Genomic DNA, 21,271 nt, shown 5'->3' on the forward strand with positions numbered 1-21,271 from the left:
TCACTTCAACCTATTTTACAGAAAAATGTTTCAATCTTCAATAAAGGTTTAGATGTCAGACCTATTTTCACTATTCGGATTCTTCTAACATACTGATCTTCATGAGGTACAAAAAAAACGCTCCCTTTAAAAAGGGAGCGGCTCCGATATTACAATGAAGGATATAATTCAAATTTGTTCGCTAATGATTCAACACGCTGTTTTGCTTCTTCAAGTTTAGCTGTGTCTTCATTATTCTTCAAAACAAGTCCGATGATTGCAGCTATTTCGTCCATATCTTCCAATCCGAAGCCACGTGAAGTCACTGCCGCAGTCCCAATACGTATACCACTGGTAACAAATGGTTTTTCCGGATCATAAGGAATCGCATTTTTATTCACGGTAATACCGATTTCATCCAAAACATGCTCTGCGATTTTTCCTGTTAATCCAGTAGAGCGCACATCAAGAAGAATTAAGTGATTGTCCGTACCATCAGACACAAGGGTAAACCCTTCTTTCTTCAAACCTTCACCCAAACGTTTGGCATTGTCGATGATTTGTTGTGCATACTCTTTAAAATCAGCTTGAAGCGCTTCGCCGAATGCAACAGCCTTAGCGGATATAACATGCATCAATGGACCGCCTTGAATTCCAGGGAAGATGGATTTATCGATCTTCTTACCGAATTCTTCTTTACAGATGATCATCCCTCCGCGTGGTCCGCGAAGTGTTTTATGAGTAGTTGTCGTTACAAAGTCAGCATAAGGAATTGGGCTTTGATGTAATCCAGCCGCAACTAAACCTGCAATATGCGCCATATCGACCATTAAATAAGCCCCGACTTCATCTGCAATTTCACGGAATCGCTTGAAGTCAATTTCACGTGGATATGCACTTGCACCCGCTACGATCAATTTCGGTTTGTGCTGACGCGCTTTTTCCAATACATCATTGTAATCGATACGGTGATCTTTTTCGTCTACACCATATTCAACAAAATTATAGTTAACACCACTGAAGTTAACTGGACTTCCATGTGTTAAGTGACCACCATGCGAAAGGTTCATCCCAAGCACTGTGTCGCCAGTTTGAAGCACGGTAAAGTAAACGGCCATATTGGCTTGAGCCCCAGAGTGTGGCTGTACGTTCACATACTCCCCTCCGAAAATTTCTTTCGCACGCTCACGTGCTAGATCTTCAACGATATCTACATACTCACATCCGCCATAGTAACGTTTTCCAGGGTATCCTTCTGCATACTTATTAGTCAGGACCGACCCTTGCGCTTCCATGACCGCTTCACTAACGAAGTTTTCAGAAGCAATAAGCTCAATTTTACTTCTTTGACGCCCTAATTCCAGTTGAATTGCTTTAAACACTTGCTCATCTTGCTTTGCTAAACGATTCATTCCGTAATTCCTCCTCAAATTATGCGTGATTCGCTTTTTGTATTTATGTGCAACATGCTTCAAAAAAGCATGAAAAAGCCTTACCAATAATTATTAGAAAATTCTACTCCATTTTAACATGTCTAATTTAGAAGTGATAGTCTAATTTTATCGAACATTAAATGTTTTTTCTTTTAAAAACGTTCGTATTTAACAACGAAATTATGATAAATAGCTCTTAAATCCTATATTTCATTAGTGAAATAGCCATTCTATTTGCACTACAAAGTAAAGATTTTTCTTATGGAGCCTATCTTGAGCTTTTCGATTTTGCTCGCATTCAATCAAAAAACAGCATTCCCCATCCGAGAAATGCTGTCTCACTTACCCTTTAAGTACAACTATTGTTTTCAGAGATGTCCTGATAAACGGCCCGTTCCCCGCCAATCAATTTCGGGCGGGATTTTGCCATGGTCACATGTGCACGTCCAATTTCTTTAATGGCAGAGCGAATCGGAACCGCCACATGCTTCAGATGCATGCCAATGAAAGTGTCCCCAATATCTATCCCCGCATCCGCTTTGATATGTTCAACGACGGCAGCATCTTTCCATTGCCTATAGGCGTATGCCGCCATCGATCCCCCAGCTGTTCTTACAGGTACAACCGAAACTTCTTCATAATCATATCGAACTGCGGTTTCCCTTTGCAAAACCAAGGCCCTGTTTAGATGTTCACAACATTGATATGCAACCTGAACACCCGTTTTTTCTTGAAAATCCCTAACTACGGAAAAAATCATCCCCGCAACATCGAGTGTCCCTTCCGTACCGATCCTTTTCCCGATCACTTCACTTGTACTGCAGCCGATTACCAGTAGCTGTTTCTCTTTTAAAGCTGTCTGTTCCTGAAACTCATTTAATAGTTCCCGAAACTGATTTTCCCATATCTCAAGCTCATTTGAAAATGTAGCATCACTTGTCATGAAAACGCATCCTTTCAATAAGAAAACTTGCTATCGGAAGAAAAGAGAGGTCTCTCCAGATCCTTTTCAAAAACCATAAGAATTAGTTATGCTTACCTTCATACTCCGCGATCTTACCGATCCTGTTCTGATGACGCCCACCTTCAAATTCCGAAGTCAGCCATGTTTGTGCAATTTCCCTGGCAAGACCCGGGCCAATGACTCGTTCCCCCATGGCTAACATATTGGTATCATTATGCTGGCGGGTCAATTTCGCACTATAAACATCATGTACCAATGCACATCTTATTCCTTTGACCTTATTAGCGGCAATGCTCATTCCGATTCCAGTTCCACAGATTAGAATCCCCCGATCGAACTCACCCCCTGCCACTTTTTCAGCAACTGGCAAGGCATAATCAGGATAATCCACCGACGTACTGCATTCACATCCAAAGTCCTCAAATGGAATCTGTAACTCATTCAATAAATTCTTTATTTCTTCACGGATATGTATACCACCATGATCCGAAGCAATCGCAACTTTCATCATAATCCTCCTCTAGCTTTTTCATTTGATTTTATTGTGTCACATAATTATGAAAAGATAAAGGATGTCCATCCTTTTCCCCGCAAAGAAGCAGGAAACCAGCTCGGGTTTCCTGCTGTAAAGTGTCAAGTGCGAAAGCGGATACTTGTCCCGTTCAACTTTTGCGCTTGCACTTTAAATTCCATTGCCGATTTTTCGACATTTTCCATGATTATCGCTTGTCGTACCCGTCACTTCTTCCGCTCCAGCAGATGGTTCTCCTGCGATAGCAGCCACTTCTTGGGACTGCCTTGATCCTACACTTTACATTTGACGGTCAACAAGCTTAGTCATATCTTTTACTGCAGCGACCACATTATGTACCCTGTTTATTCTTTAAGTTTCTTTACTAATTCCTCTATTAATTCCTGCAGCTCCCTGAACGTTTCACGATAAATGCCTTCAGAACCACCAAACGGATCTATTATGTCTCTATCATATTTATCATCAATAATGAATTCTTTTAAAGTAAAAGTCTTATCGATCATTTGGGGGTATGCACGGGTAATGACAGATTTATGCCCTTCCGTCATGGTGAAAACATGAGTTGCCCACTCCATTTCCTTCTCGGATAAAGGCGTTGAATGATGATTATGCACTATGTCATTTTCAACCAAGATATTTTTAGCATGCATCGAAGCATCCTGGCCTGATGAAGCATACACGCCTGCGGACTTCACTTCAACACCCGCAATATTCTTATTTTTCAATATCGCTTCTGCCATCGGGCTTCTGCATGTGTTACCTGTACATACAAATAATACTCGGATCACTTTTAACGCCTCCTTTTTCATTCATTATAAGCTATCGCCCGTTTATTATAGTCAAAAAATCACTCTCATTATATTTCCCAAAAAAATAAAAACCGCCCCGTTAATCGGAACAGTTGGAGGAAGGAATAGCATGAATTCAACTGGATCAAAAAGAGAACAATAATTTCAATCCAAACGCACACAGGATGCTTCCGCCAAGAATCTCACTATATACGCCAAGCAAACCCTGCATTTTTCGACCCAGTAAAAGCCCTGCCCACGTTAATAGAGTGGCAGCAAACCCAAAACAAAGAACGGTTAAAATCGTTTTTGCACCGTAAATCCCCAGTGTTAATCCCACCGAAAAGCTATCTAGGCTTACCCCTAAAGCAAAGATGAATAGACCTTTCCCTACAGGAGCCAGCATCCTATTTTCCATGGCTCCAGCTCCATCCTTTTTACCGGGGATAAACATCTGTATACCAAGAATGATCAACAATAGACCTCCGCCATATGTAGAAAAGGTCCCGAATTTTCCGGAAATGAAACGGCCTGCCCCCATTCCAAGCAAGGGCATCCAAATATGAAAAACGCCTACTGTCAGCCCTATAAAAAGGATTTGCCGCAACCTCAGCTTAAACATTCCCATTCCAAGGCCGACTGAAAAGGCATCCATTCCCAACGCGAATGCCATTAGCATTAAGGTGATGATTTCTCCAGCAAATGTATTCATTCCAATCCCCCTCGGACGTGCCTACTACATGTTATGCATGTCCGAAAAGAAATAGAAGGATAAATCGGCCCTTATTACATATGTTCCTTGATGATTTGATGACCTGCAGCCTTCTCAAGCCGGTTCATGACCGCAGCTCCTATTCCATGCTCAGGAAACATTTCACTATAAATGACATCGACCTCCAGCTCATCAAACTGCCTTAAAGCATCATATAATCCTGTCGCAACAGAATGCAAATCCGCTAATGAACCTGGGACAACCACATAATCCGCCTTATAATCCTGTTGATGTTCATAAGCCGTTATGACGCCCACCTTTAACCCGTCATTTCTTTTTTCATCCACAACCTTCTGAAGGAAAGCTTGATTACCCTTGACTAAATATAGGGGTGCCTTAGGAGCATAGTGGGTATATTTCATTCCCGGGGCCTTTGGCGCCGTTTCCTGATTCTTCAATGCGTCATCATGTCTGACTTCTCCTATTACCGCTTCCAGCTGTTCCAGCGTCACCCCGCCGGGCCTTAAAATAACAGGGACTTCCACAGTGCAATCAAGTACTGTGGATTCAACGCCCACACCCGTAGTCCCGCCATCGACTATGCCTGCTATCCGGCCCATCAAGTCATCTTCAACATGTTTTGCTGAAGTCGGACTTGGTTTCCCAGAAGTATTAGCACTCGGAGCCGCAATGGGTAAATCACTTGCACGAATAAGGCCTAGGGCAACCTGATGATCTGGCATCCTGACAGCGACCGTATCCAATCCAGCTGTCACAAGATTTGATAGTTGACCCGGTTTTCGTTTCATGATCAAAGTCAAAGGACCCGGCCAAAATTCCGCCATTAGCTTCCGGGCCTGTTCAGGAATCTCTTCTACAATACCTGACAATTGTTCATCGGAGGCTATATGAACAATTAAAGGATTATCACTCGGACGCCCTTTTGCTTCGAACACCTTTTTGACCGCCTCGTCATTTTTGGCATTCGCGCCTAGCCCATAAACGGTCTCTGTAGGAAAGGCAACCACTTGATTAGCCTTTAATAATTCAGCTGATTGTGTGATCTGGGGATAACTTTGTAAATTATCCACATTTTTATCCACTGACCAAATTTTTGTTTTCATCTTAAACACCATCGCCTTTTAACATTTCTTATTTTATATAATCGCTTTATATGAACGATATTTTCAACCTATCGTACTAATTCCACTAAAAATATACTTTGAAAGTATAAAAGAAGTATACACATAATTCAAGTGTTATCCACAAATTGGGGATAACTATATCGAATCCGTGGATAAGTTTGTGGATATTAATAATTAATGACAGACTTTTTTGATTTTTTGTTAATAACCCTGTGGATATGTTTTTTAAATTGTCTGATTTTAAAAAAGAGGGCAGCTGCCCCCTTTTTTAAAATAGATCATTGAAGATTTCAGCAAACAAGGATTTCACTTCCACCTCAGGCTCCTTTTCCCCTTCATATAATTGTTGACCTTGTTCATTGGATGCCGCAAGTTCAACCTTGTTTTCTTCAATATTCCCTTCAATGACTTCCTCTGTCACTTGTCCCTTATCTTTTACTTCTGCTACTTCTTCTTTTACCTCTGGCTCTACAACCTCTTCTTTTACCGTTTCTTCCGATAGTCTCTCGTTTACGTTCTCCTCCATTACCTTTTCTTCAACTACTTCCTCTGGCCCTTTTTCCTTTTCAACCATTACTTCCTCTTCAACTTCTTCCTCTGCAACAGATTCACTCTCTTCATTCGTTGCAGCATACGCCTTTCCTTCCGAATTCAAAGATCCTTCACCCTCATCCTCGACAATCGGACTTTGACTTACAGCCGTCCCATTTGAAAAATCCAAGAAACACAAGGGAGGAAATAACACACACCACCAATTAGCGCCTTCCCCTTCACCAAGTGTAATAATCACTGCTTCATAATCCCCTGCCGGATATAAATACTGCCCGTAGAGTTTTGTCGGAAATTCCGCTTGTCCAAAATCCACTTTTACTGACTGCTCCAAACCCTGTTCCTTTATAACCGCCTCAGCCGTCGCCTGGATATCGGGTAGATGCGAGGTGATCACATCCCTCGCTTCATCCAAAGAAGTAAGCTCCTCGACCCACTTTGTGATATCCTTATTTACCTCATCCCTAATCAGCCGTTTAACCGCTTGATCCTCTTCTGCATCACTATTAGCGAGTATCCGCAGACGAATCGCCTCATCCGGGATCACCTGCGTATCTTCTGCACCCACCACCTCCGCTTTAGGCATATATATACTTACGATCGTTCCTATAGTTAAGATTAATAGATAAATAATGGCTAAATGTTTAGTTTTCATCGCCTTCGCCCCCTCACATGAATTAGTCTCACCATTTTCCAGCTATCTTAAACTAGTAAAAACAAAAAAAGCTGATAGCCGGAAAAATAGATTCCAGAGAATATGAGGGTGGTGTCCCTAAAAAAATCCGTCTCACCTAGGGGAGACGGATCATTTTAATACAGCAAAGACCATTCGATCTTTCTCATTAATGTCATTTACAATGGATACTTCTGCGGCAGGAAAGGTCCGCTTCAATAAATCGGCCACTTCCTTACCTTGTCCAGTGCCCACTTCAAAACCGATCAGCCCCGGCACCATCATGATCAGAGGTAACTGTTCCATAAATCGGCGATAAAAATCCAGTCCATCGATACCGGCAAATAATGCACGATGTGGTTCATGACCCGTTACGACTTCTGACATGGATTTATGATCAGCATCTGGTATATATGGCGGATTCGATAAAAGGATGTCCACCTTCTGGTTTATCTTTATGAAAGGCTGAAGCAAATCACCTTGCATGAACTGCACTTCCGCACCTAGTGATTCGGCATTTTTCCTCGCCACCTCAAGTGAAGGTTCCGCTATGTCCGTGGCCGTCACCAACAAGTTGGATTTTTCAAGTTTCATCGTTATGGCGATTGCGCCGCTGCCTGTCCCAATATCAGCTAAACGGAGCTTCTGTCCCTCCATAAAAATGGCCGGGAGTTTACGTAATGTATAATAAATCAATTCTTCCGTTTCAGGTCTCGGTATAAGCACTTCTTCATTCACAAAGAAGGTCCGTCCATAAAAATCTTCACTGCCGATTATATATTGGATGGGCGTTCCATCAGCATGCATCTCAATAGCCGCTTTAAATTGCCCATAGTCGGCTTCACTAAGCTCATCATGAAGGTTGGCCAGCATTTGGGAGCGGGTTTGTTTTAAAAAGTGCTGTAACAGGATTTCCCCAGCATTGGCATCACGATCATTTTCCTTTAAAAAAGAAGAAGCCCATTTAAGGGCTTCAAACACTTTCACGGCAGAATTACTCATCTGCATTTTCCAGCCTTGAAGATTGGTCTTCCATGATTAACGCATCGACGACTTCATCCAGTTTACCTTCCATGATTTGATCCAGTTTTTGAATCGTCAAACCAATACGGTGGTCGGTAACGCGGTTTTGCGGGAAGTTATATGTGCGAATCCTTTCGGATCGATCGCCCGTTCCAACGGCAAGCTTCCTATTTTGATCATATTCCGCCTGTACTTCGCGATGGATTTTATCGTACACCCTGGCACGCAATACCTTCATTGCTTTTTCCTTGTTCTTGATTTGTGATTTTTCATCTTGACAAGATACAACCGTATTAGTCGGAATATGAGTCAAGCGCACTGCTGACATTGTCGTATTGACACTTTGTCCTCCTGGACCGCTTGATGCAAATGTATCGACGCGAACATCCTTATCATGGATCTCAACTTCCACTTCCTCAGCTTCGGGTAAAACGGCTACCGTGGCTGTAGACGTATGAATCCGTCCGCCAGATTCAGTTTCAGGTACTCGCTGAACGCGATGTGCCCCATTTTCGAACTTCAATTTTGAATATGCCCCATTGCCATTAATCATGAATATGATTTCCTTGTAGCCGCCAAGCCCTGTAGGACTTGCTTCAATGACTTCAGTCCGCCAGCCCTGCACCTCGGCAAAACGGCTATACATTCGGTATAGGCTACCTGCAAATAAGGCTGCCTCATCTCCGCCTGCCGCTCCGCGGATCTCCATGATTACGTTTTTATCATCGTTGGGGTCTTTCGGAATAAGCAATATTTTCAGTTTATCCTCAAGGCCTTGTATCGTCTCATCAAGTTCATTGATCTCTTCTTTCACCATTTCACGCATATCCGCATCTAGTTTCTCCTCCAGCATCGCCTTTGCTTCCTGGAGTTGCTCACGAACCGCTTTATATTCTTTATAAGTCGATGCCGTCTCTTGAATGCTGGATTGCTCCTTGGAATATTCCCTTAGCTTCTTAGAGTCATTAATGATCTCCGGGTCACTTAATAGTTCATTCAATCTTTCATATCTATCTTCTACTGCCTGCAATCGATCAAACAAATTATTCACCTCATAAATTTTCCAAAACATCTGAAACGAATTGGAAGTAATCCATCTTTTCTAACTATAAATAAGTAGTTCAGTGCCCCAGCTCAGTTCACTTCTAGGTTAATTATAGTATAGGTGAATAATCAACGTCAAAGAGGATTCAAAGATGTCGTTATTTCTTTAATTTCACATCTATATTATATTGAGGCACAGCCCTGTTTATCATGCCTTGTATTCGCCGCATTTCCTCATGTCTTTCTTTTTCCGTTTTGATATTGCCTTTATCATGGACCGTAACATGTATGGTATTTCCATTAAACCAAACGGAGCCCGCCTCATAATTGGTTTCCGATTCAATGACTCCTCGGATATCATCAATTTGCTGCCCCATGGATGGAGAATTATTGGATGTATGATGCGGTGTGTTGAGGATTTGATCCGATGGCCGTTCCGCTTCATTGTCCCAATCATTATTGGATACCTTATTTAAACCATTGCCAACAAAATCCCTGCCATCCCGGGATTGATCCCCATATTCCGAATCATTATTTATTGCATTGTCAGTCTGACCGCATGCCGATAGTGCAGCAAGCATAATGGCCGTCACAATAAGCAGTTTTGATTTCATATTTTCCCCTCCATTTTGACTGGTTAACAAGAACGTTTCCTCATTAACCTTCCCAAAATGGGGCAAGATTTATCTTTTATTTCCCTTCCATGTATTGGTCATACCCCCTGAATAACTCCAGCAGATTCCCCCTCCCTTATGATCATACATAAAAAAGCACCCTACGATCTCATTGGATCATAGGGCACCATCATTCAAATATGTTCTTTAATCACAACAGCCTGCTTACCCGGAACTTCGTGATGATGGCGGCAGCGGGGCTCGTATGATTCCGATGCACCCACAAGGATGATCGGCTCATCATAAGAGGCAGGCTCCCCATCTATCAAGCGCTGTGTCCTGCTCGCAGGTGATCCGCACACTTCACACACAGCCTGGAGCTTAGTCACCGATTCCGCAAGCGATAATAGAACAGGCATAGGACCGAATGGTTCACCTCTGAAATCTTGATCAAGCCCAGCCATAATCACTCGATAACCGCTGTCCGCAAGATGCTGGGCAACCCCGATAATTTCATGATCAAAAAATTGCACTTCATCTATTGCAATGATATCCAGGGGCTTGTCCAAATACTTTAAAATATCCATTGAATGGGCAATCGGTTTTGCCATCACAGAAGAGCCATTGTGTGATACGACAGCCTCTTCCGCATAGCGATTATCAATAGCTGGTTTAAATACAGCTATTTGCTCTTTAGCAAATTGAGCACGGCTGACTCGTTTAATCAATTCCTCAGATTTACCTGAAAACATGCTTCCGCAAATAAGCTCGATCCAGCCTGTTTGTTTCATTACATACATGGAAACAGCTACTCCCTTCCACCTGTCGATCCCTTGGCCATAATTGAAGTCGACCCGGCTTTATATAAATTCTTACTTGTTTATGGAAAAGAAAAAACAGGCAAGAAGAATACTTGCCTGTTTTTTAAAAAGTCCGGCTTATTTAATACCGTATTTTTTGTTGAAACGATCAACACGTCCGCCAGCTTCAGCGAATTTTTGACGACCAGTATAGAATGGATGGCACTCTGAACAAGTCTCAACTTTGATCTCTTCTTTAACTGAACCAGTTTCAAAAGTGTTTCCGCAAGAGCAAATTACTTTTGAAAGCTTATAATTTGGATGAATTCCAGTTTTCATTCTTTTCAGCTCCTTATGCCCTGAATCATTCGAAACAGAGTTATATACTTCAAGTTGAGGGGAAAAACACCCTCACATTTATTGTAAAAACACATGAACTCATTATAACAACTTAAGACTAGTTGTGCAACTGTTTGTTTCTTACAGGGTTTAAGAACGTTTTACGCTCGCTGGCCCCTTTTTCATTTCTGACATCTCTTCATCCAGTTTACTGAAAAATTCTTCATTACCTTTTGTCTGTTTTAGACGGCGAAGGAATTTCTCCGAAAAATCAGGTGAATCTGACATTGTTTTCCTAATGGCCCATAGTTTATCCAAGCGATCTTTCGGAATTAACAATTCTTCTTTACGAGTGCCTGAGCGACGAATATCAATTGCCGGGAAGATGCGTCTTTCGGCAAGGGCACGATCTAAATGCAGCTCCATATTGCCCGTACCTTTAAATTCTTCATAAATGACATCGTCCATTCTTGAACCCGTATCTACCAATGCTGTAGCAAGGATCGTCAGGCTGCCACCTTCCTCGATATTCCTAGCAGCGCCGAAAAAGCGTTTTGGACGGTGGAATGCAGCAGGGTCAATCCCCCCTGATAGTGTACGCCCGCTCGGCGGAATGACAAGGTTGTATGCACGGGCAAGTCGAGTGATGCTGTCCATTAAAATGATGACATCCCGTTTATGCTCCACAAGGCGCATGGCCCGTTCTAATACTAGCTCAGCAACCTTGATATGGTTTTCCGGCACTTCATCGAAGGTTGAACTTACCACGTCTCCCGCAACGGAACGTTCAATGTCTGTCACTTCTTCCGGGCGTTCATCGATCAACAGCACAATCAATTCCGATTCGGGATGGTTTGTGGTTATCGCATTGGCAATTTCTTTTATGAGCATCGTTTTACCGGCTTTTGGCGGTGCGACAATCAGACCACGCTGTCCAAAACCGACCGGTGCCAGAACATCCATAATCCTGGTTGATAAGTTCTTCGGTGTGGTTTCCAGTTTAATTTGCCTGTTTGGGTACAGCGGCGTTAAGCCTGGAAAGTGGACACGCTCTTTAGCTGATTCCGGATTATCGCCATTGACCGCTTCAACATGCAGCAATCCATAATAGCGCTCGTTTTCTTTTGGAGGCCTTACCTTACCGGACACTTTATCTCCATTTCGCAAATCGAATCTGCGTATCTGTGAAGCAGAAATATAAATATCCTCCGAGCTTGGAGAATAATTAATTGGACGCAGGAAACCGAAGCCCTCTGAAGGGATGATCTCTAAAACGCCCTCCATGAATAGGAGACCATCCTGCTCAGCTTGTGCTTTCAGGATAGCGAAAATAAGTTCCTTTTTTGAAAGTTTGCTGTAATAGGAAACTTTATATTCACGCGCGTGCTCATAGAGATCCTTTAGTTTCATGTTTTCTAAATTAGAAATAGTTAAATTCATTATGACACCACACTTTTATTAATTAAACGTTTTCACCCATACTGAAAAAGAATTGGTTTGTTAGATGGAAGAAAAACCGCAATCCATGTACCCGACCAGAGTTTTCTTAGAAAGGATGATACATTTTCACATGTAAAGAAGAAAATTATTTGAAGGCTTCTTGAAGTTTGGAGTGAAAGGCAGATTTTAAATAATTAATAGTAGACCAAGCTTTATTTTACTTTTTTTATTTTAATTATTCAACTTAAATTTTTTAAAAGAGAAAGCGAGCGATGAAACCGCTCGCTTTTTAAAAGTGATTTTTCTAAAAAACGCAATCAATCGATCAAACCATTCGGTTTAATTTTAAGACTGTGACGCCCATCAATGAATCGAACGGTACCAGATTTAGCACGCATGACAACGGATTGTGTTTCGCCGTAATGCCCTTTAAATTGTACACCGCGTAAAAGTTCTCCATCCGTCACACCTGTTGCAGCAAAAATTGCGTCATCTCCGCGAACAAGATCTTCCATTCTAAGGACTTTTCCTAAATCAAGGCCCATTTTCCCACAGCGTTCCACTTCTTCATCACTATGAGGAACCAGCTTACCTTGAATTTCCCCTCCGAGGCATTTCAAGGCAACTGCTGCAATAACTCCCTCTGGAGCTCCTCCAGATCCGAATAAGATATCAACACCAGTAAGATCGAAAGCCGTATTTATGGCTCCTGCTACGTCTCCATCGTTGATCAACTTGATACGCGCTCCCGCCTCACGAAGCTCATGAATGATCTTCGAATGACGATCGCGGTTCAATACTGTTGCAACCACGTCTTGGATATCTTTATTTTTTGCCTTGGCTACTGCTTTCAGGTTGTCCAACACGGAAGCATTGATATCAATCTGACCAACAGCCTCGGGTCCAACGGCTATTTTATCCATATACATATCCGGGGCATGAAGCAAGTTCCCTTTATCGGCAATCGCCAAGACCGCCAATGCATTCCAGCCACCAGATGCAACGATGTTCGTACCTTCTAAAGGATCAACCGCAACATCCACTAGTGGCCCAAGACCTGTACCAAGTTTTTCGCCAATATAAAGCATTGGCGCTTCATCCATTTCCCCTTCACCGATTACAACCGTTCCTTGCATGGGAATAGTATTGAAAACATCCCGCATTGCAGTTGTCGCTGCATCATCTGCTTCGTCTTTCTTTCCTCTTCCCATCCAACGAGCTGAATTCAGTGCAGCCGCCTCTGTTACGCGGACAAGCTCCATCGATAAACTTCTTTCCATTTCCGGTTCCCCCCATGTACACTAGCATGATTTATTTATATATTAGTATAACACATTATATCATATATAGTAACACAATGAGGTAACAAGAAAAGGGATCAGCTTTTAAGCTGCTCCACTTCTTCTTGGGTCATTTCTTCACGCCAAATCGTCGCTCCCAAACCTGAAAGCTTTTCAACAAGATGGCTATATCCGCGATCTATATGCTCAAGCCCGGTCACTTCTGTAATCCCTTCAGCCATTAAACCGGCAATTACCAGAGCTGCACCGGCGCGTAAATCACTAGCCTTCACTTTTGCCCCATGAAGTTGGACGGGACCATCGATGATGCCTGCCCTGCCCTCGACTTTGATCTTCGCATTCATGCGTCGCAGTTCATCGATATGCTTAAACCGCGCCCCGTATATCGTATCGGTCACCATGCTAGAACCGCTAGCTTTTGTTAAAAGGGAAGTGAAAGGTTGCTGAAGATCTGTTGGGAATCCAGGGTAAACCAACGTCTTAATATCAACGGATTTATATTTTTCTCCCGGTGAGACAAATATCTGGTCATCACCCGCTTCAATATTAATCCCCATTTCCCTCAATTTAGCAGTCAATGACTCCAAATGCTGGGGAATGACATTATCGATCAGTATCCCTTCACCGACAGCAGCAGCTAAAATCATGAAAGTACCGGCTTCAATCCGATCCGGTATGATCGTATGCTTGCACCCATGCAAGCTTTCCACACCATCAATACGAATGATATCCGTTCCAGCGCCCTTTATTTTCGCTCCCATATTGGTCAACAGTGTGGCAACATCGATGATTTCCGGTTCTTTCGCAGCATTTTCAATCACAGTGCGGCCTTTGGCCAAAACGGCGGCAAGCATGATGTTGATCGTTGCCCCCACACTTACGACATCCAAATATATGCGTGCTCCCCGTAGCTCGTCCGCCCTAAGGTAAATGGCTCCTTGTTCATTCGTCACTTGTGCGCCTAGTGCTTCGAAGCCCTTAATATGCTGATCTATCGGACGGGGTCCTAAATGGCAGCCTCCAGGCAAGCCGATCACTGCCTTTTTGAATTTACCAAGCATTGCCCCCATTAAATAATAAGAGGCACGTAACTTCTTGACCCTTCCATTGGGAAGAGGCATTGAAATCATCCTGCTAGGATTGACAGTCATTTCTCCTTCATCAAAGGATACCTCACCGCCAATTTCCTCCATTAACTCTTTCAGCATCTGTACATCCGAGATATCAGGCAGACCTTCAATCGTTACGGGAGAGTCCGCTAAAATTGTTGCCGGAATAAGGGCAACCGCACTATTTTTTGCTCCGCTGACACGAATGCTTCCCTTTAGAGGGTAGCCACCGGCAATTTTAAGTTTTTCCATAATAAACTCCCTTCCACGCTAAGCACTTAGAAGCTACTTTAAAAAAGTAATATTTTACCACAAAGAAATTGCATAATCCGACAACATTTACTATCTAGTTCTTTAGTTTACACAAAAGTAGAAAAATCATGTAAAAAAAAGATAAAAATTTCTAATTTATGTTAATTTTGTTAAAAAGGTGCAATCTATAGCGACTTAGCGGCAAGGCATTATGCTTCAGTACGTGAATTCCAATCGTTCAAGAAAGCTTCAATCCCTTTATCCGTTAAGGGGTGGTGGAATAATTGGATTAATACTTTATAAGGGATCGTTGCAATGTGTGCCCCTTTAAGAGCCGCTTCTGTAATATGCATCGGATGGCGGATGGAAGCTGCAATGATCTCGGCGTTGATATCATGGATCGCAAATATGTCAGCAATATCCGAAATTAAATCCAAACCATTTTGGCCGATATCATCCAGGCGTCCTAAAAATGGCGATACATAAGTTGCTCCTGCCCTAGCTGCCAATAAGGCTTGGTTGGCACTGAAAATAAGCGTGACATTTGTTTTGACACCTTGTTTTGTAAGTGCCGAAACAGCCTTCAAGCCGTCCGGAGTCATTGGCACTTTAATCGTGATATTAGGTGCAATCGCAACGAGTTCCTTGGCTTCAGCCATCATTCCTTCAAAATCAAGCGCAATGACTTCAGCAGAAACGGATTCCTTAACAAGGCTTGTGATTTCTTTTAGCCGGTCATGGAAAGAAACTCCCTTTTCTCTTGCAACAAGGGATGGGTTAGTCGTAACACCTGCTAAAACGCCAAGTTCGTGAGCTTGTTTGATTTCTTCCATGTTTGCTGTATCTATAAAGAATTTCATAAAATATCCTCCGTATGTAATCGATTTTTTATTTCTCTATATACTGAATTCTAATTGTTCGAAAAATAGAGCGCGGATTCAGCCCTGCATCTAAAAGAAACCATTGGGGGAACCCCCCCCAATGGAAATATCGCCTTTGTCATCAGGGGTGGAACCCTTATGTTACGTTTAAAATTATGCTTTGCCGTTTGAACCGAATTCACGTATTTTGCCGATGACGGTTTCTTTAATGGCTTCACGGCCAGGAACCATGTATTTACGAGGATCGTACACTTCAGAATCGCTATTCAGAATTTCACGAACGGCTTGTGTGAACACGATTTGATTTTCCGTATTCACATTGATTTTTGATGTTCCAAGAGAAATCGCTTTTTGGATATCTTTCGTAGGGATGCCTGTACCGCCATGAAGAACAAGAGGCTTGTTCGTTAAATCCCGTACTTCTTCCATTTCTTTATAGCCTAGGTCAGGTTCACCTTTGTATGGTCCGTGAACGGATCCCAAAGCTGGAGCAAAACAGTCGACATTCGTTTCTTTAACTAACTGTTCACATTCCTGAGGGTCTGCATATACGACTCCATCAGCGATTACATCATCTTCTTGTCCGCCAACCGTGCCCACTTCCGCTTCAACCGAAACATTCCGTGCGTGAGCGAATTCGACAACCTTCTTGGTTGTTTCGATATTTTCTTCGATTGGATGATGTGAAGCATCGATCATTACTGAAGTGAATCCGGCTTCGATAGCTTCCTTACATTTATCAAAACTTGAACCATGGTCAAGGTGAATGGCCACAGGAACAGTGATTTTCATGTCTTCCAACAATCCTTGAACCATCATGACAGTCGTTTTAAAACCACCCATATGACGGGCAGCACCTTCGGAAACACCAAGGATGACTGGAGATTTTTCTTGTTCAGCAGCAGCTAGAATAGCTTGGGTCCATTCAAGGTTATTGATATTGAATTGACCTACTGCATATTTTTCATCAAGGGCTTTATTCAGCATATCTTTCATAGAAACTAAAGGCATTTGATTTCCTCCTACTAGTGGATGTTATAATTTTTAAAGTCATTTCTTTCTAGATATTCCCTAAAACCAACGTAGCATACGCTTATAAATCAGAATATCTCTCCTCTTTTAGCATATCAATACATCAAAAAAACAGCAACAATTACACTATACCAAGCCTCAAATTTTATTCCAAAAAAACACGGCCCATCTAAAAAAAGATAGCCGCGGCAATTTCTCCGTCAATAATATTAAATTTTCAAGACCGTCAACTTGATTGAATCGGCAAGTATTCACGAACGGCTTTTCTAATATCATCAATATCAAACGGCTTTGCAAAATGTGTCATTGCCCCTAAATCCTTTGCTTCCTGAATCATATCAAGTTCACCATATGCCGTCATGATTATGACACGGATGTCCGGATCGACGACTTTCATCCTTTTCAAGATCTCAATTCCATCCATCCCCGGAATCTTCATATCCAGCAATACAAGATCAGGTGAATGATTATTTAGCACTTCCAAGGCTTGAATGCCATTAGCGGCTTGAAATGTTTCATACCCTTCTTTATGTAAAACCTCGTTCAATAAAATACGAATCCCAAATTGATCATCAACAATCAATATTTTCCCTGACATTTTATCACCTCTCCCCTTCCCGAACCATCATTTAAATATATTAGCCTATTCGTCCATAGTACCCGAAAAGGGTAGTTACATAGATTGCGTTAAATTACTCCAACGCATTTATATTCCCATCATGGTTTCTATGTTCATATTCGTTAATTGTAACAAAATTCCTGCTGTATGGCTAAAAGGAATTTTAATTTTTTTGTTTTTTCAACCGATTTAGTAAATTCAGCCCTTCCTTATCAAAAGCCCTGAAACCTGTCAATGCAAAGGAAAGTCCTTTATAATAAGTATATTATTTTTAAAGGAGTCCCTAATCATGTTAAAAATTTTCTCGACACAGATAAGCGGTTTATTTAAAAAAATGATTGAAAATGAAGTCTTTGAAATGGAAGATGCCGGACGCTTGCTGGCTCAGGCTGCAGTTGGGGATGGTTCCGTTTTCATCCATGGTTTTAGGGAAATGCAGGGCGTCACTGACGAGGCTTTGGATGGGGCAGAACTTTTTCCTAAGGCAAAAAGATATAAATCAGGAGAAACTATTTCCAGGGAGGATCGATTTCTTCTATTCAGCCGCCATTCGGATGATTCGGAAGCAGTGTTGCTGGCAAGACAACTAAAGGAAAAAGATATCCCTTTTGTTGCGGTTTCTACATCCGTTTCTTCTGAAGAAGATTCACTTTTGGAGTTGGCTGACGTACATATTGATTTACGTATCCAACGGGGATTGATTCCCGATGAAACCGGAAATCGCTATGGGTTCCCTACCCTCATTGCCGCTCTTTTCGCTTATTACGGAATTAAATTCACTCTTGAAGAAATCATAAAAGAATATGAAGATGAAGAATGATAAATTCATCTAAAGCTTAGAAGGTGCGAGACTCCTGCGGGGAAAGAGCGTTTAGGGGGAGGCCCCACAAGGGCGCAAGCCGAGGAGGCTCTCCATGGCCCCCCAAGGAAATCGATTCCTGAAATGGAAACTACGTCCAAATTGTACAAGCCATAAAAAAACTGTAGGCAAACTCGATTTTCATCGGGTTTGCCTACAGTCTGAAACAGCCCATGGGCTGTTTTTTTCTTTATTAAAGGTTCTTGCCGCTCTTTAATGACATACCGACAAAGTCACGGAATAGCGGCTGTGGACGGTTAGGGCGTGACGTGAATTCCGGATGGAATTGAGAAGCCACAAACCAAGGATGATCTTTCAGTTCAACGATTTCAACCAGACGGCCATCTGGACTTGTACCGGAGAATACGAATCCTGCCTCTTCCATAGCCTGACGGTAGTGGTTATTGAATTCATAACGGTGACGGTGACGTTCATAAACAACCTCGTCATTATACGCTTCGTATGCTTTAGTTCCTTCGATAAGCTTACATGGATACAGACCAAGACGCAGTGTACCGCCCAAATCTTCTACATCCTTCTGCTCAGGAAGAAGATCGATGATTGGATCTGGAGTATTTTCATTAATTTCAGCTGAATGTGCTTCTGGCAATCCCAGGACGTTGCGTGCATACTCAATGGACGCTAACTGCATGCCTAAGCAAATTCCGAAGAATGGTGTTTTTGTCGTGCGGGCAAATTCGGTGGCTGCAATTTTCCCTTCGATTCCACGATCTCCAAAACCGCCAGGGACAAGGATTCCATCTGCATCTTGAAGAAGTTCAGCAACATTTTCTTTAGTTACATCTTCGGAATTCACCCAGTCGATTTCAACATCTGCATCAAATGCGTAACCAGCATGCTTAAGTGCCTCCACTACAGAAAGATAAGCATCTTGCAATTCAACATATTTTCCAACTAAGGCGATTTTCGTTTTCTTTGATAAAGAAGTAACCTTTTTAACCAGTTGCTTCCAATCTTCCATATCCGCTTCGCCACAGTCCAATTGCAAGTGATCACAAACGATTTGGTCCATATTTTGTGCTTGAAGCGCAAGAGGGATGGAATAAAGCGTGTCCGCATCCAGACATTCGATAACAGAATTTTTATCGATATCGCAGAATAAAGCGATTTTATCCTTCATATCTTGTGAAATCGGACTTTCTGTACGGGCAACGATGATATTTGGCTGAATGCCCAGACTGCGTAATTCTTTTACACTATGCTGTGTCGGTTTTGTTTTCATTTCACCAGCAGCTTTGATGTAAGGAACCAGTGTACAGTGGATGTACATAACATTATTGATGCCGATATCACTCTTGATTTGGCGAATCGCTTCAAGGAATGGAAGAGACTCGATATCCCCTACAGTACCGCCAATTTCAGTGATGACTATATCGGCATTCGTTTCATTACCTGAACGGAAAACCCGTTCTTTAATTTCATTCGTGATATGGGGAATGACTTGAACCGTTCCGCCTAGATAATCGCCACGGCGTTCTTTTCTCAGGACGGTTGAATAAATTCTGCCCGTAGTCACATTGCTGTGTTTACCAAGGTTGATATCAATGAAACGCTCATAGTGCCCCAAATCCAAATCCGTTTCAGCACCATCATCCGTTACAAACACTTCACCATGTTGATATGGACTCATCGTACCAGGATCCAAGTTGATATAAGGGTCAAACTTCTGGATCGTAACATTCAATCCCCTATTTTTTAATAATCTACCTAAAGAAGCGGCTGTTATCCCTTTTCCCAAGGAAGAAACTACCCCACCTGTCACAAAAATATATTTTGTCATCTTATATCCTCCTATAGAATGTTTTCTTCCAATTCTGTTCTTCACATCATTAAATCGGAACCTGAATCAAATCTTCCGCCACATGAGCGGTTAAAAGCTAAAAACCGTAATCCCGTACAAACCATTAATCACTTAAAGGCCTTTAGTGAGAGTCATGCAGGATACATGAACAAGAATAAATTTCCTTAAATGACAGTAAACATAAATAGGTTCTCTATAGTTTTTACAATTCTACGAGAAATCATTTTTAAAAATAAAAAAATGATGTCATTTATTCATTCCATCATTAAAAACAAAAACGCCCCTCTTACAATAAAAGTAAGGGAGCGATATAATTTAATCATTGTGTCCTTTTTTAAGGAGCCCAAAAATGATTCTACAAATTTCGCCTCAAAAAGTCAAGGGCGATTATTTATTTCTCATCCTCTTTATCCAAGTCTTCTTCGTCTTCATCCTCATCATCTTCCAGGACAAATGCATCATCTTCGATTATTTCTTCTTCCAGATCGTCGTCATCATCCACTTCATCATCCAAAAGCACTTCGTCTATGACTGGAGTACCTAGAATATCATCCTCGTCATCATCTTCATCCTCGTCCAGATCATCGATATCTTCTTCAAAGTCAAGGTCTTCGTCTTCAAGTTCATCGAAATCGTCGATAACGACTGCGGCTTTTTTTGCTTTCTTTTTCTTTTTAGGTTTTACAACATGTACGACTTCTTCTTCGATTTGGTCAACCGGGTACCATGTTTTCAATCCCCAGCGGTTGTCCCCAAGTGATGTGAAGCGGCCATCCACATTTAAATCCGTATAGAATTGTGCAATTTTCTTTTCCACTTCCGCTTTAGATAAATGGTGCAGCGAAGCTAATTCACTTATTAACTCTTTAAATGGGATCGGTTCATTTCTTTCCACTAACAAATCATAAGCCATCTCTATTAAGGACATTTCCAATAATTGCTCTTTTGAGTATTGTTTTAAACTCAAATTCCGCACTTCCCTTCTCTATTCAAACACTGAATTCCGTGTTTTTTCACATAAAAAAATAATCTAAAACAGTAGTTCGATAAAATAACGACAATTCCTGCTAGACATATACTCCATTATAAACAATCTAAATGGGTTTATGCTAGTTCTATATGATACTTTCACAGATTTACCTTATTGTCTATCATTCACAGGAAACCCAAAGCTTAAAATCATTCCTTTTTCTTTTTGGATTTCTGACGATAGGCTGCCGTAATAAAGACAACAGTCAGGATAAAAAATGAAATGGCACCCAATTGATGCTCATACAGCTCAAATAAAAAAATGATGGCAAGAATGTAACCTATGATTAATCCAATCAATTTCAGGTTCATTTTCTCAACTCCAATAGGGC

Annotated in this window: 22 protein-coding genes; 1 reads left to right on the forward strand and 21 read right to left on the reverse strand. The window is 41.8% G+C overall.

The genetic code is table 11. The features are described 5' to 3' along the window. Positions 1-149: 149 nt before the first annotated feature. The 18 genes from IOC57_RS13885 to IOC57_RS13970 all read right to left on the reverse strand — a co-directional run bounded on the left by IOC57_RS13885 (position 150) and on the right by IOC57_RS13970 (position 17,208). Positions 150-1,391, reverse strand: a complete 1,242-nt coding sequence (locus IOC57_RS13885) for a serine hydroxymethyltransferase (protein WP_207439285.1) — start codon at positions 1,389-1,391, stop codon at positions 150-152. Positions 1,392-1,761: 370 nt separating this feature from the next. Beyond that, positions 1,762-2,355: a TIGR01440 family protein gene (locus IOC57_RS13890; RefSeq protein ID WP_207439286.1), complete on the reverse strand. Its 594-nt coding sequence runs from the start codon at positions 2,353-2,355 to the stop codon at positions 1,762-1,764. Between the two features lie 82 nt (positions 2,356-2,437). After that, positions 2,438-2,884, reverse strand: coding sequence for a ribose 5-phosphate isomerase B (gene rpiB, locus IOC57_RS13895; protein ID WP_207439287.1), 447 nt, complete (start codon positions 2,882-2,884; stop codon positions 2,438-2,440). A 368-nt stretch (positions 2,885-3,252) separates the two neighbouring features. Further along, complete coding sequence (locus IOC57_RS13900) at positions 3,253-3,696, reverse strand: low molecular weight protein arginine phosphatase (protein WP_309487709.1); 444 nt, start codon at positions 3,694-3,696, stop codon at positions 3,253-3,255. A 145-nt stretch (positions 3,697-3,841) separates the two neighbouring features. Next, positions 3,842-4,408, reverse strand: coding sequence for a manganese efflux pump MntP (locus IOC57_RS13905; RefSeq protein ID WP_207439289.1), 567 nt, complete (start codon positions 4,406-4,408; stop codon positions 3,842-3,844). A gap of 74 nt (positions 4,409-4,482) precedes the next feature. After that, positions 4,483-5,532, reverse strand: coding sequence for an L-threonylcarbamoyladenylate synthase (locus tag IOC57_RS13910; RefSeq protein ID WP_207439290.1), 1,050 nt, complete (start codon positions 5,530-5,532; stop codon positions 4,483-4,485). Between the two features lie 289 nt (positions 5,533-5,821). Further along, a complete protein-coding gene (gene spoIIR / locus IOC57_RS13915; protein ID WP_207439291.1) occupies positions 5,822-6,757 on the reverse strand; it encodes a stage II sporulation protein R in 936 nt (311 codons plus the stop codon). A 150-nt stretch (positions 6,758-6,907) separates the two neighbouring features. Then, positions 6,908-7,777: a peptide chain release factor N(5)-glutamine methyltransferase gene (prmC, locus tag IOC57_RS13920; protein ID WP_286184856.1), complete on the reverse strand. Its 870-nt coding sequence runs from the start codon at positions 7,775-7,777 to the stop codon at positions 6,908-6,910. Then, positions 7,770-8,840 (reverse strand): peptide chain release factor 1, encoded by a 1,071-nt coding sequence (prfA, locus tag IOC57_RS13925; protein ID WP_207439292.1) that lies wholly within the window; start codon positions 8,838-8,840, stop codon positions 7,770-7,772. Before prfA ends, prmC begins: the two co-directional genes overlap by 8 nt. A 160-nt stretch (positions 8,841-9,000) precedes the next feature. After that, positions 9,001-9,456 carry a hypothetical protein gene (locus tag IOC57_RS13930; RefSeq protein ID WP_207439293.1) on the reverse strand — a complete coding sequence of 152 codons (456 nt, stop codon included), beginning with the start codon at positions 9,454-9,456 and terminating at the stop codon, positions 9,001-9,003. Positions 9,457-9,650: 194 nt separating this feature from the next. Further along, positions 9,651-10,256 (reverse strand): thymidine kinase, encoded by a 606-nt coding sequence (locus tag IOC57_RS13935; protein ID WP_207439294.1) that lies wholly within the window; start codon positions 10,254-10,256, stop codon positions 9,651-9,653. Positions 10,257-10,394: 138 nt separating this feature from the next. Then, positions 10,395-10,595 carry a 50S ribosomal protein L31 gene (gene rpmE / locus IOC57_RS13940; RefSeq protein ID WP_034315847.1) on the reverse strand — a complete coding sequence of 67 codons (201 nt, stop codon included), beginning with the start codon at positions 10,593-10,595 and terminating at the stop codon, positions 10,395-10,397. Positions 10,596-10,745: 150 nt separating this feature from the next. Next, positions 10,746-12,035: a transcription termination factor Rho gene (rho, locus tag IOC57_RS13945; protein WP_034315849.1), complete on the reverse strand. Its 1,290-nt coding sequence runs from the start codon at positions 12,033-12,035 to the stop codon at positions 10,746-10,748. Between the two features lie 317 nt (positions 12,036-12,352). Then, positions 12,353-13,315 carry a class II fructose-bisphosphatase gene (gene glpX, locus IOC57_RS13950; protein WP_063234169.1) on the reverse strand — a complete coding sequence of 321 codons (963 nt, stop codon included), beginning with the start codon at positions 13,313-13,315 and terminating at the stop codon, positions 12,353-12,355. Between the two features lie 98 nt (positions 13,316-13,413). Next, positions 13,414-14,697, reverse strand: coding sequence for a UDP-N-acetylglucosamine 1-carboxyvinyltransferase (locus tag IOC57_RS13955; protein ID WP_207439295.1), 1,284 nt, complete (start codon positions 14,695-14,697; stop codon positions 13,414-13,416). A 209-nt stretch (positions 14,698-14,906) separates the two neighbouring features. Continuing rightward, positions 14,907-15,557, reverse strand: a complete 651-nt coding sequence (fsa, locus tag IOC57_RS13960; protein ID WP_063234171.1) for a fructose-6-phosphate aldolase — start codon at positions 15,555-15,557, stop codon at positions 14,907-14,909. A gap of 174 nt (positions 15,558-15,731) precedes the next feature. Then, positions 15,732-16,589, reverse strand: coding sequence for a class II fructose-bisphosphate aldolase (locus tag IOC57_RS13965; protein ID WP_207439296.1), 858 nt, complete (start codon positions 16,587-16,589; stop codon positions 15,732-15,734). Positions 16,590-16,836: 247 nt separating this feature from the next. Further along, the gene (locus tag IOC57_RS13970; RefSeq protein WP_061465740.1) at positions 16,837-17,208 is read right to left on the reverse strand and encodes a response regulator; all 372 of its coding nucleotides are present in this window, start codon (positions 17,206-17,208) and stop codon (positions 16,837-16,839) included. Between the two features lie 310 nt (positions 17,209-17,518). On the opposite strand from IOC57_RS13970, the gene IOC57_RS13975 reads away from it, so the two are divergent. Continuing rightward, positions 17,519-18,049 (forward strand): DUF2529 domain-containing protein, encoded by a 531-nt coding sequence (locus IOC57_RS13975; RefSeq protein ID WP_207439297.1) that lies wholly within the window; start codon positions 17,519-17,521, stop codon positions 18,047-18,049. A 232-nt stretch (positions 18,050-18,281) separates the two neighbouring features. On the opposite strand, the gene IOC57_RS13980 is transcribed toward IOC57_RS13975, so the two are convergent. The 3 genes from IOC57_RS13980 to IOC57_RS13990 all read right to left on the reverse strand — a co-directional run bounded on the left by IOC57_RS13980 (position 18,282) and on the right by IOC57_RS13990 (position 21,251). After that, positions 18,282-19,889 carry a CTP synthase gene (locus IOC57_RS13980; RefSeq protein WP_207439298.1) on the reverse strand — a complete coding sequence of 536 codons (1,608 nt, stop codon included), beginning with the start codon at positions 19,887-19,889 and terminating at the stop codon, positions 18,282-18,284. A 412-nt stretch (positions 19,890-20,301) separates the two neighbouring features. After that, positions 20,302-20,886: a DNA-directed RNA polymerase subunit delta gene (gene rpoE, locus IOC57_RS13985; protein WP_309487710.1), complete on the reverse strand. Its 585-nt coding sequence runs from the start codon at positions 20,884-20,886 to the stop codon at positions 20,302-20,304. 203 nt (positions 20,887-21,089) lie between these two features. After that, positions 21,090-21,251: a hypothetical protein gene (locus IOC57_RS13990; protein ID WP_207439300.1), complete on the reverse strand. Its 162-nt coding sequence runs from the start codon at positions 21,249-21,251 to the stop codon at positions 21,090-21,092. Between the last annotated feature and the right edge of the window lie 20 nt (positions 21,252-21,271).

It is taken from the genome of Bacillus sp. SD075, from assembly GCF_017355165.1.
Taxonomy (GTDB): Bacteria; Bacillota; Bacilli; order Bacillales; family DSM-1321; genus Peribacillus.

What these genes read in the sequence shown, in the direction of transcription:
- IOC57_RS13930 (WP_207439293.1), bottom strand. Translation starts at nt 9,456, where the DNA reads ATGAAATCAAAACTGCTTATTGTGACGGCCATTATGCTTGCTGCACTA.
- IOC57_RS13975 (WP_207439297.1), top strand. Translation starts at nt 17,519, where the DNA reads ATGTTAAAAATTTTCTCGACACAGATAAGCGGTTTATTTAAAAAAATG.
- rho (WP_034315849.1), bottom strand. Translation starts at nt 12,035, where the DNA reads ATGAATTTAACTATTTCTAATTTAGAAAACATGAAACTAAAGGATCTC.
- IOC57_RS13955 (WP_207439295.1), bottom strand. Translation starts at nt 14,697, where the DNA reads ATGGAAAAACTTAAAATTGCCGGTGGCTACCCTCTAAAGGGAAGCATT.
- fsa (WP_063234171.1), bottom strand. Translation starts at nt 15,557, where the DNA reads ATGAAATTCTTTATAGATACAGCAAACATGGAAGAAATCAAACAAGCT.
- IOC57_RS13965 (WP_207439296.1), bottom strand. Translation starts at nt 16,589, where the DNA reads ATGCCTTTAGTTTCTATGAAAGATATGCTGAATAAAGCCCTTGATGAA.
- rpmE (WP_034315847.1), bottom strand. Translation starts at nt 10,595, where the DNA reads ATGAAAACTGGAATTCATCCAAATTATAAGCTTTCAAAAGTAATTTGC.
- IOC57_RS13980 (WP_207439298.1), bottom strand. Translation starts at nt 19,889, where the DNA reads ATGACAAAATATATTTTTGTGACAGGTGGGGTAGTTTCTTCCTTGGGA.
- spoIIR (WP_207439291.1), bottom strand. Translation starts at nt 6,757, where the DNA reads ATGAAAACTAAACATTTAGCCATTATTTATCTATTAATCTTAACTATA.
- rpiB (WP_207439287.1), bottom strand. Translation starts at nt 2,884, where the DNA reads ATGAAAGTTGCGATTGCTTCGGATCATGGTGGTATACATATCCGTGAA.
- IOC57_RS13890 (WP_207439286.1), bottom strand. Translation starts at nt 2,355, where the DNA reads ATGACAAGTGATGCTACATTTTCAAATGAGCTTGAGATATGGGAAAAT.
- IOC57_RS13990 (WP_207439300.1), bottom strand. Translation starts at nt 21,251, where the DNA reads ATGAACCTGAAATTGATTGGATTAATCATAGGTTACATTCTTGCCATC.
- IOC57_RS13905 (WP_207439289.1), bottom strand. Translation starts at nt 4,408, where the DNA reads ATGAATACATTTGCTGGAGAAATCATCACCTTAATGCTAATGGCATTC.
- prmC (WP_286184856.1), bottom strand. Translation starts at nt 7,777, where the DNA reads ATGAGTAATTCTGCCGTGAAAGTGTTTGAAGCCCTTAAATGGGCTTCT.
- IOC57_RS13935 (WP_207439294.1), bottom strand. Translation starts at nt 10,256, where the DNA reads ATGTATGTAATGAAACAAACAGGCTGGATCGAGCTTATTTGCGGAAGC.
- IOC57_RS13910 (WP_207439290.1), bottom strand. Translation starts at nt 5,532, where the DNA reads ATGAAAACAAAAATTTGGTCAGTGGATAAAAATGTGGATAATTTACAA.
- IOC57_RS13970 (WP_061465740.1), bottom strand. Translation starts at nt 17,208, where the DNA reads ATGTCAGGGAAAATATTGATTGTTGATGATCAATTTGGGATTCGTATT.
- glpX (WP_063234169.1), bottom strand. Translation starts at nt 13,315, where the DNA reads ATGGAAAGAAGTTTATCGATGGAGCTTGTCCGCGTAACAGAGGCGGCT.
- IOC57_RS13885 (WP_207439285.1), bottom strand. Translation starts at nt 1,391, where the DNA reads ATGAATCGTTTAGCAAAGCAAGATGAGCAAGTGTTTAAAGCAATTCAA.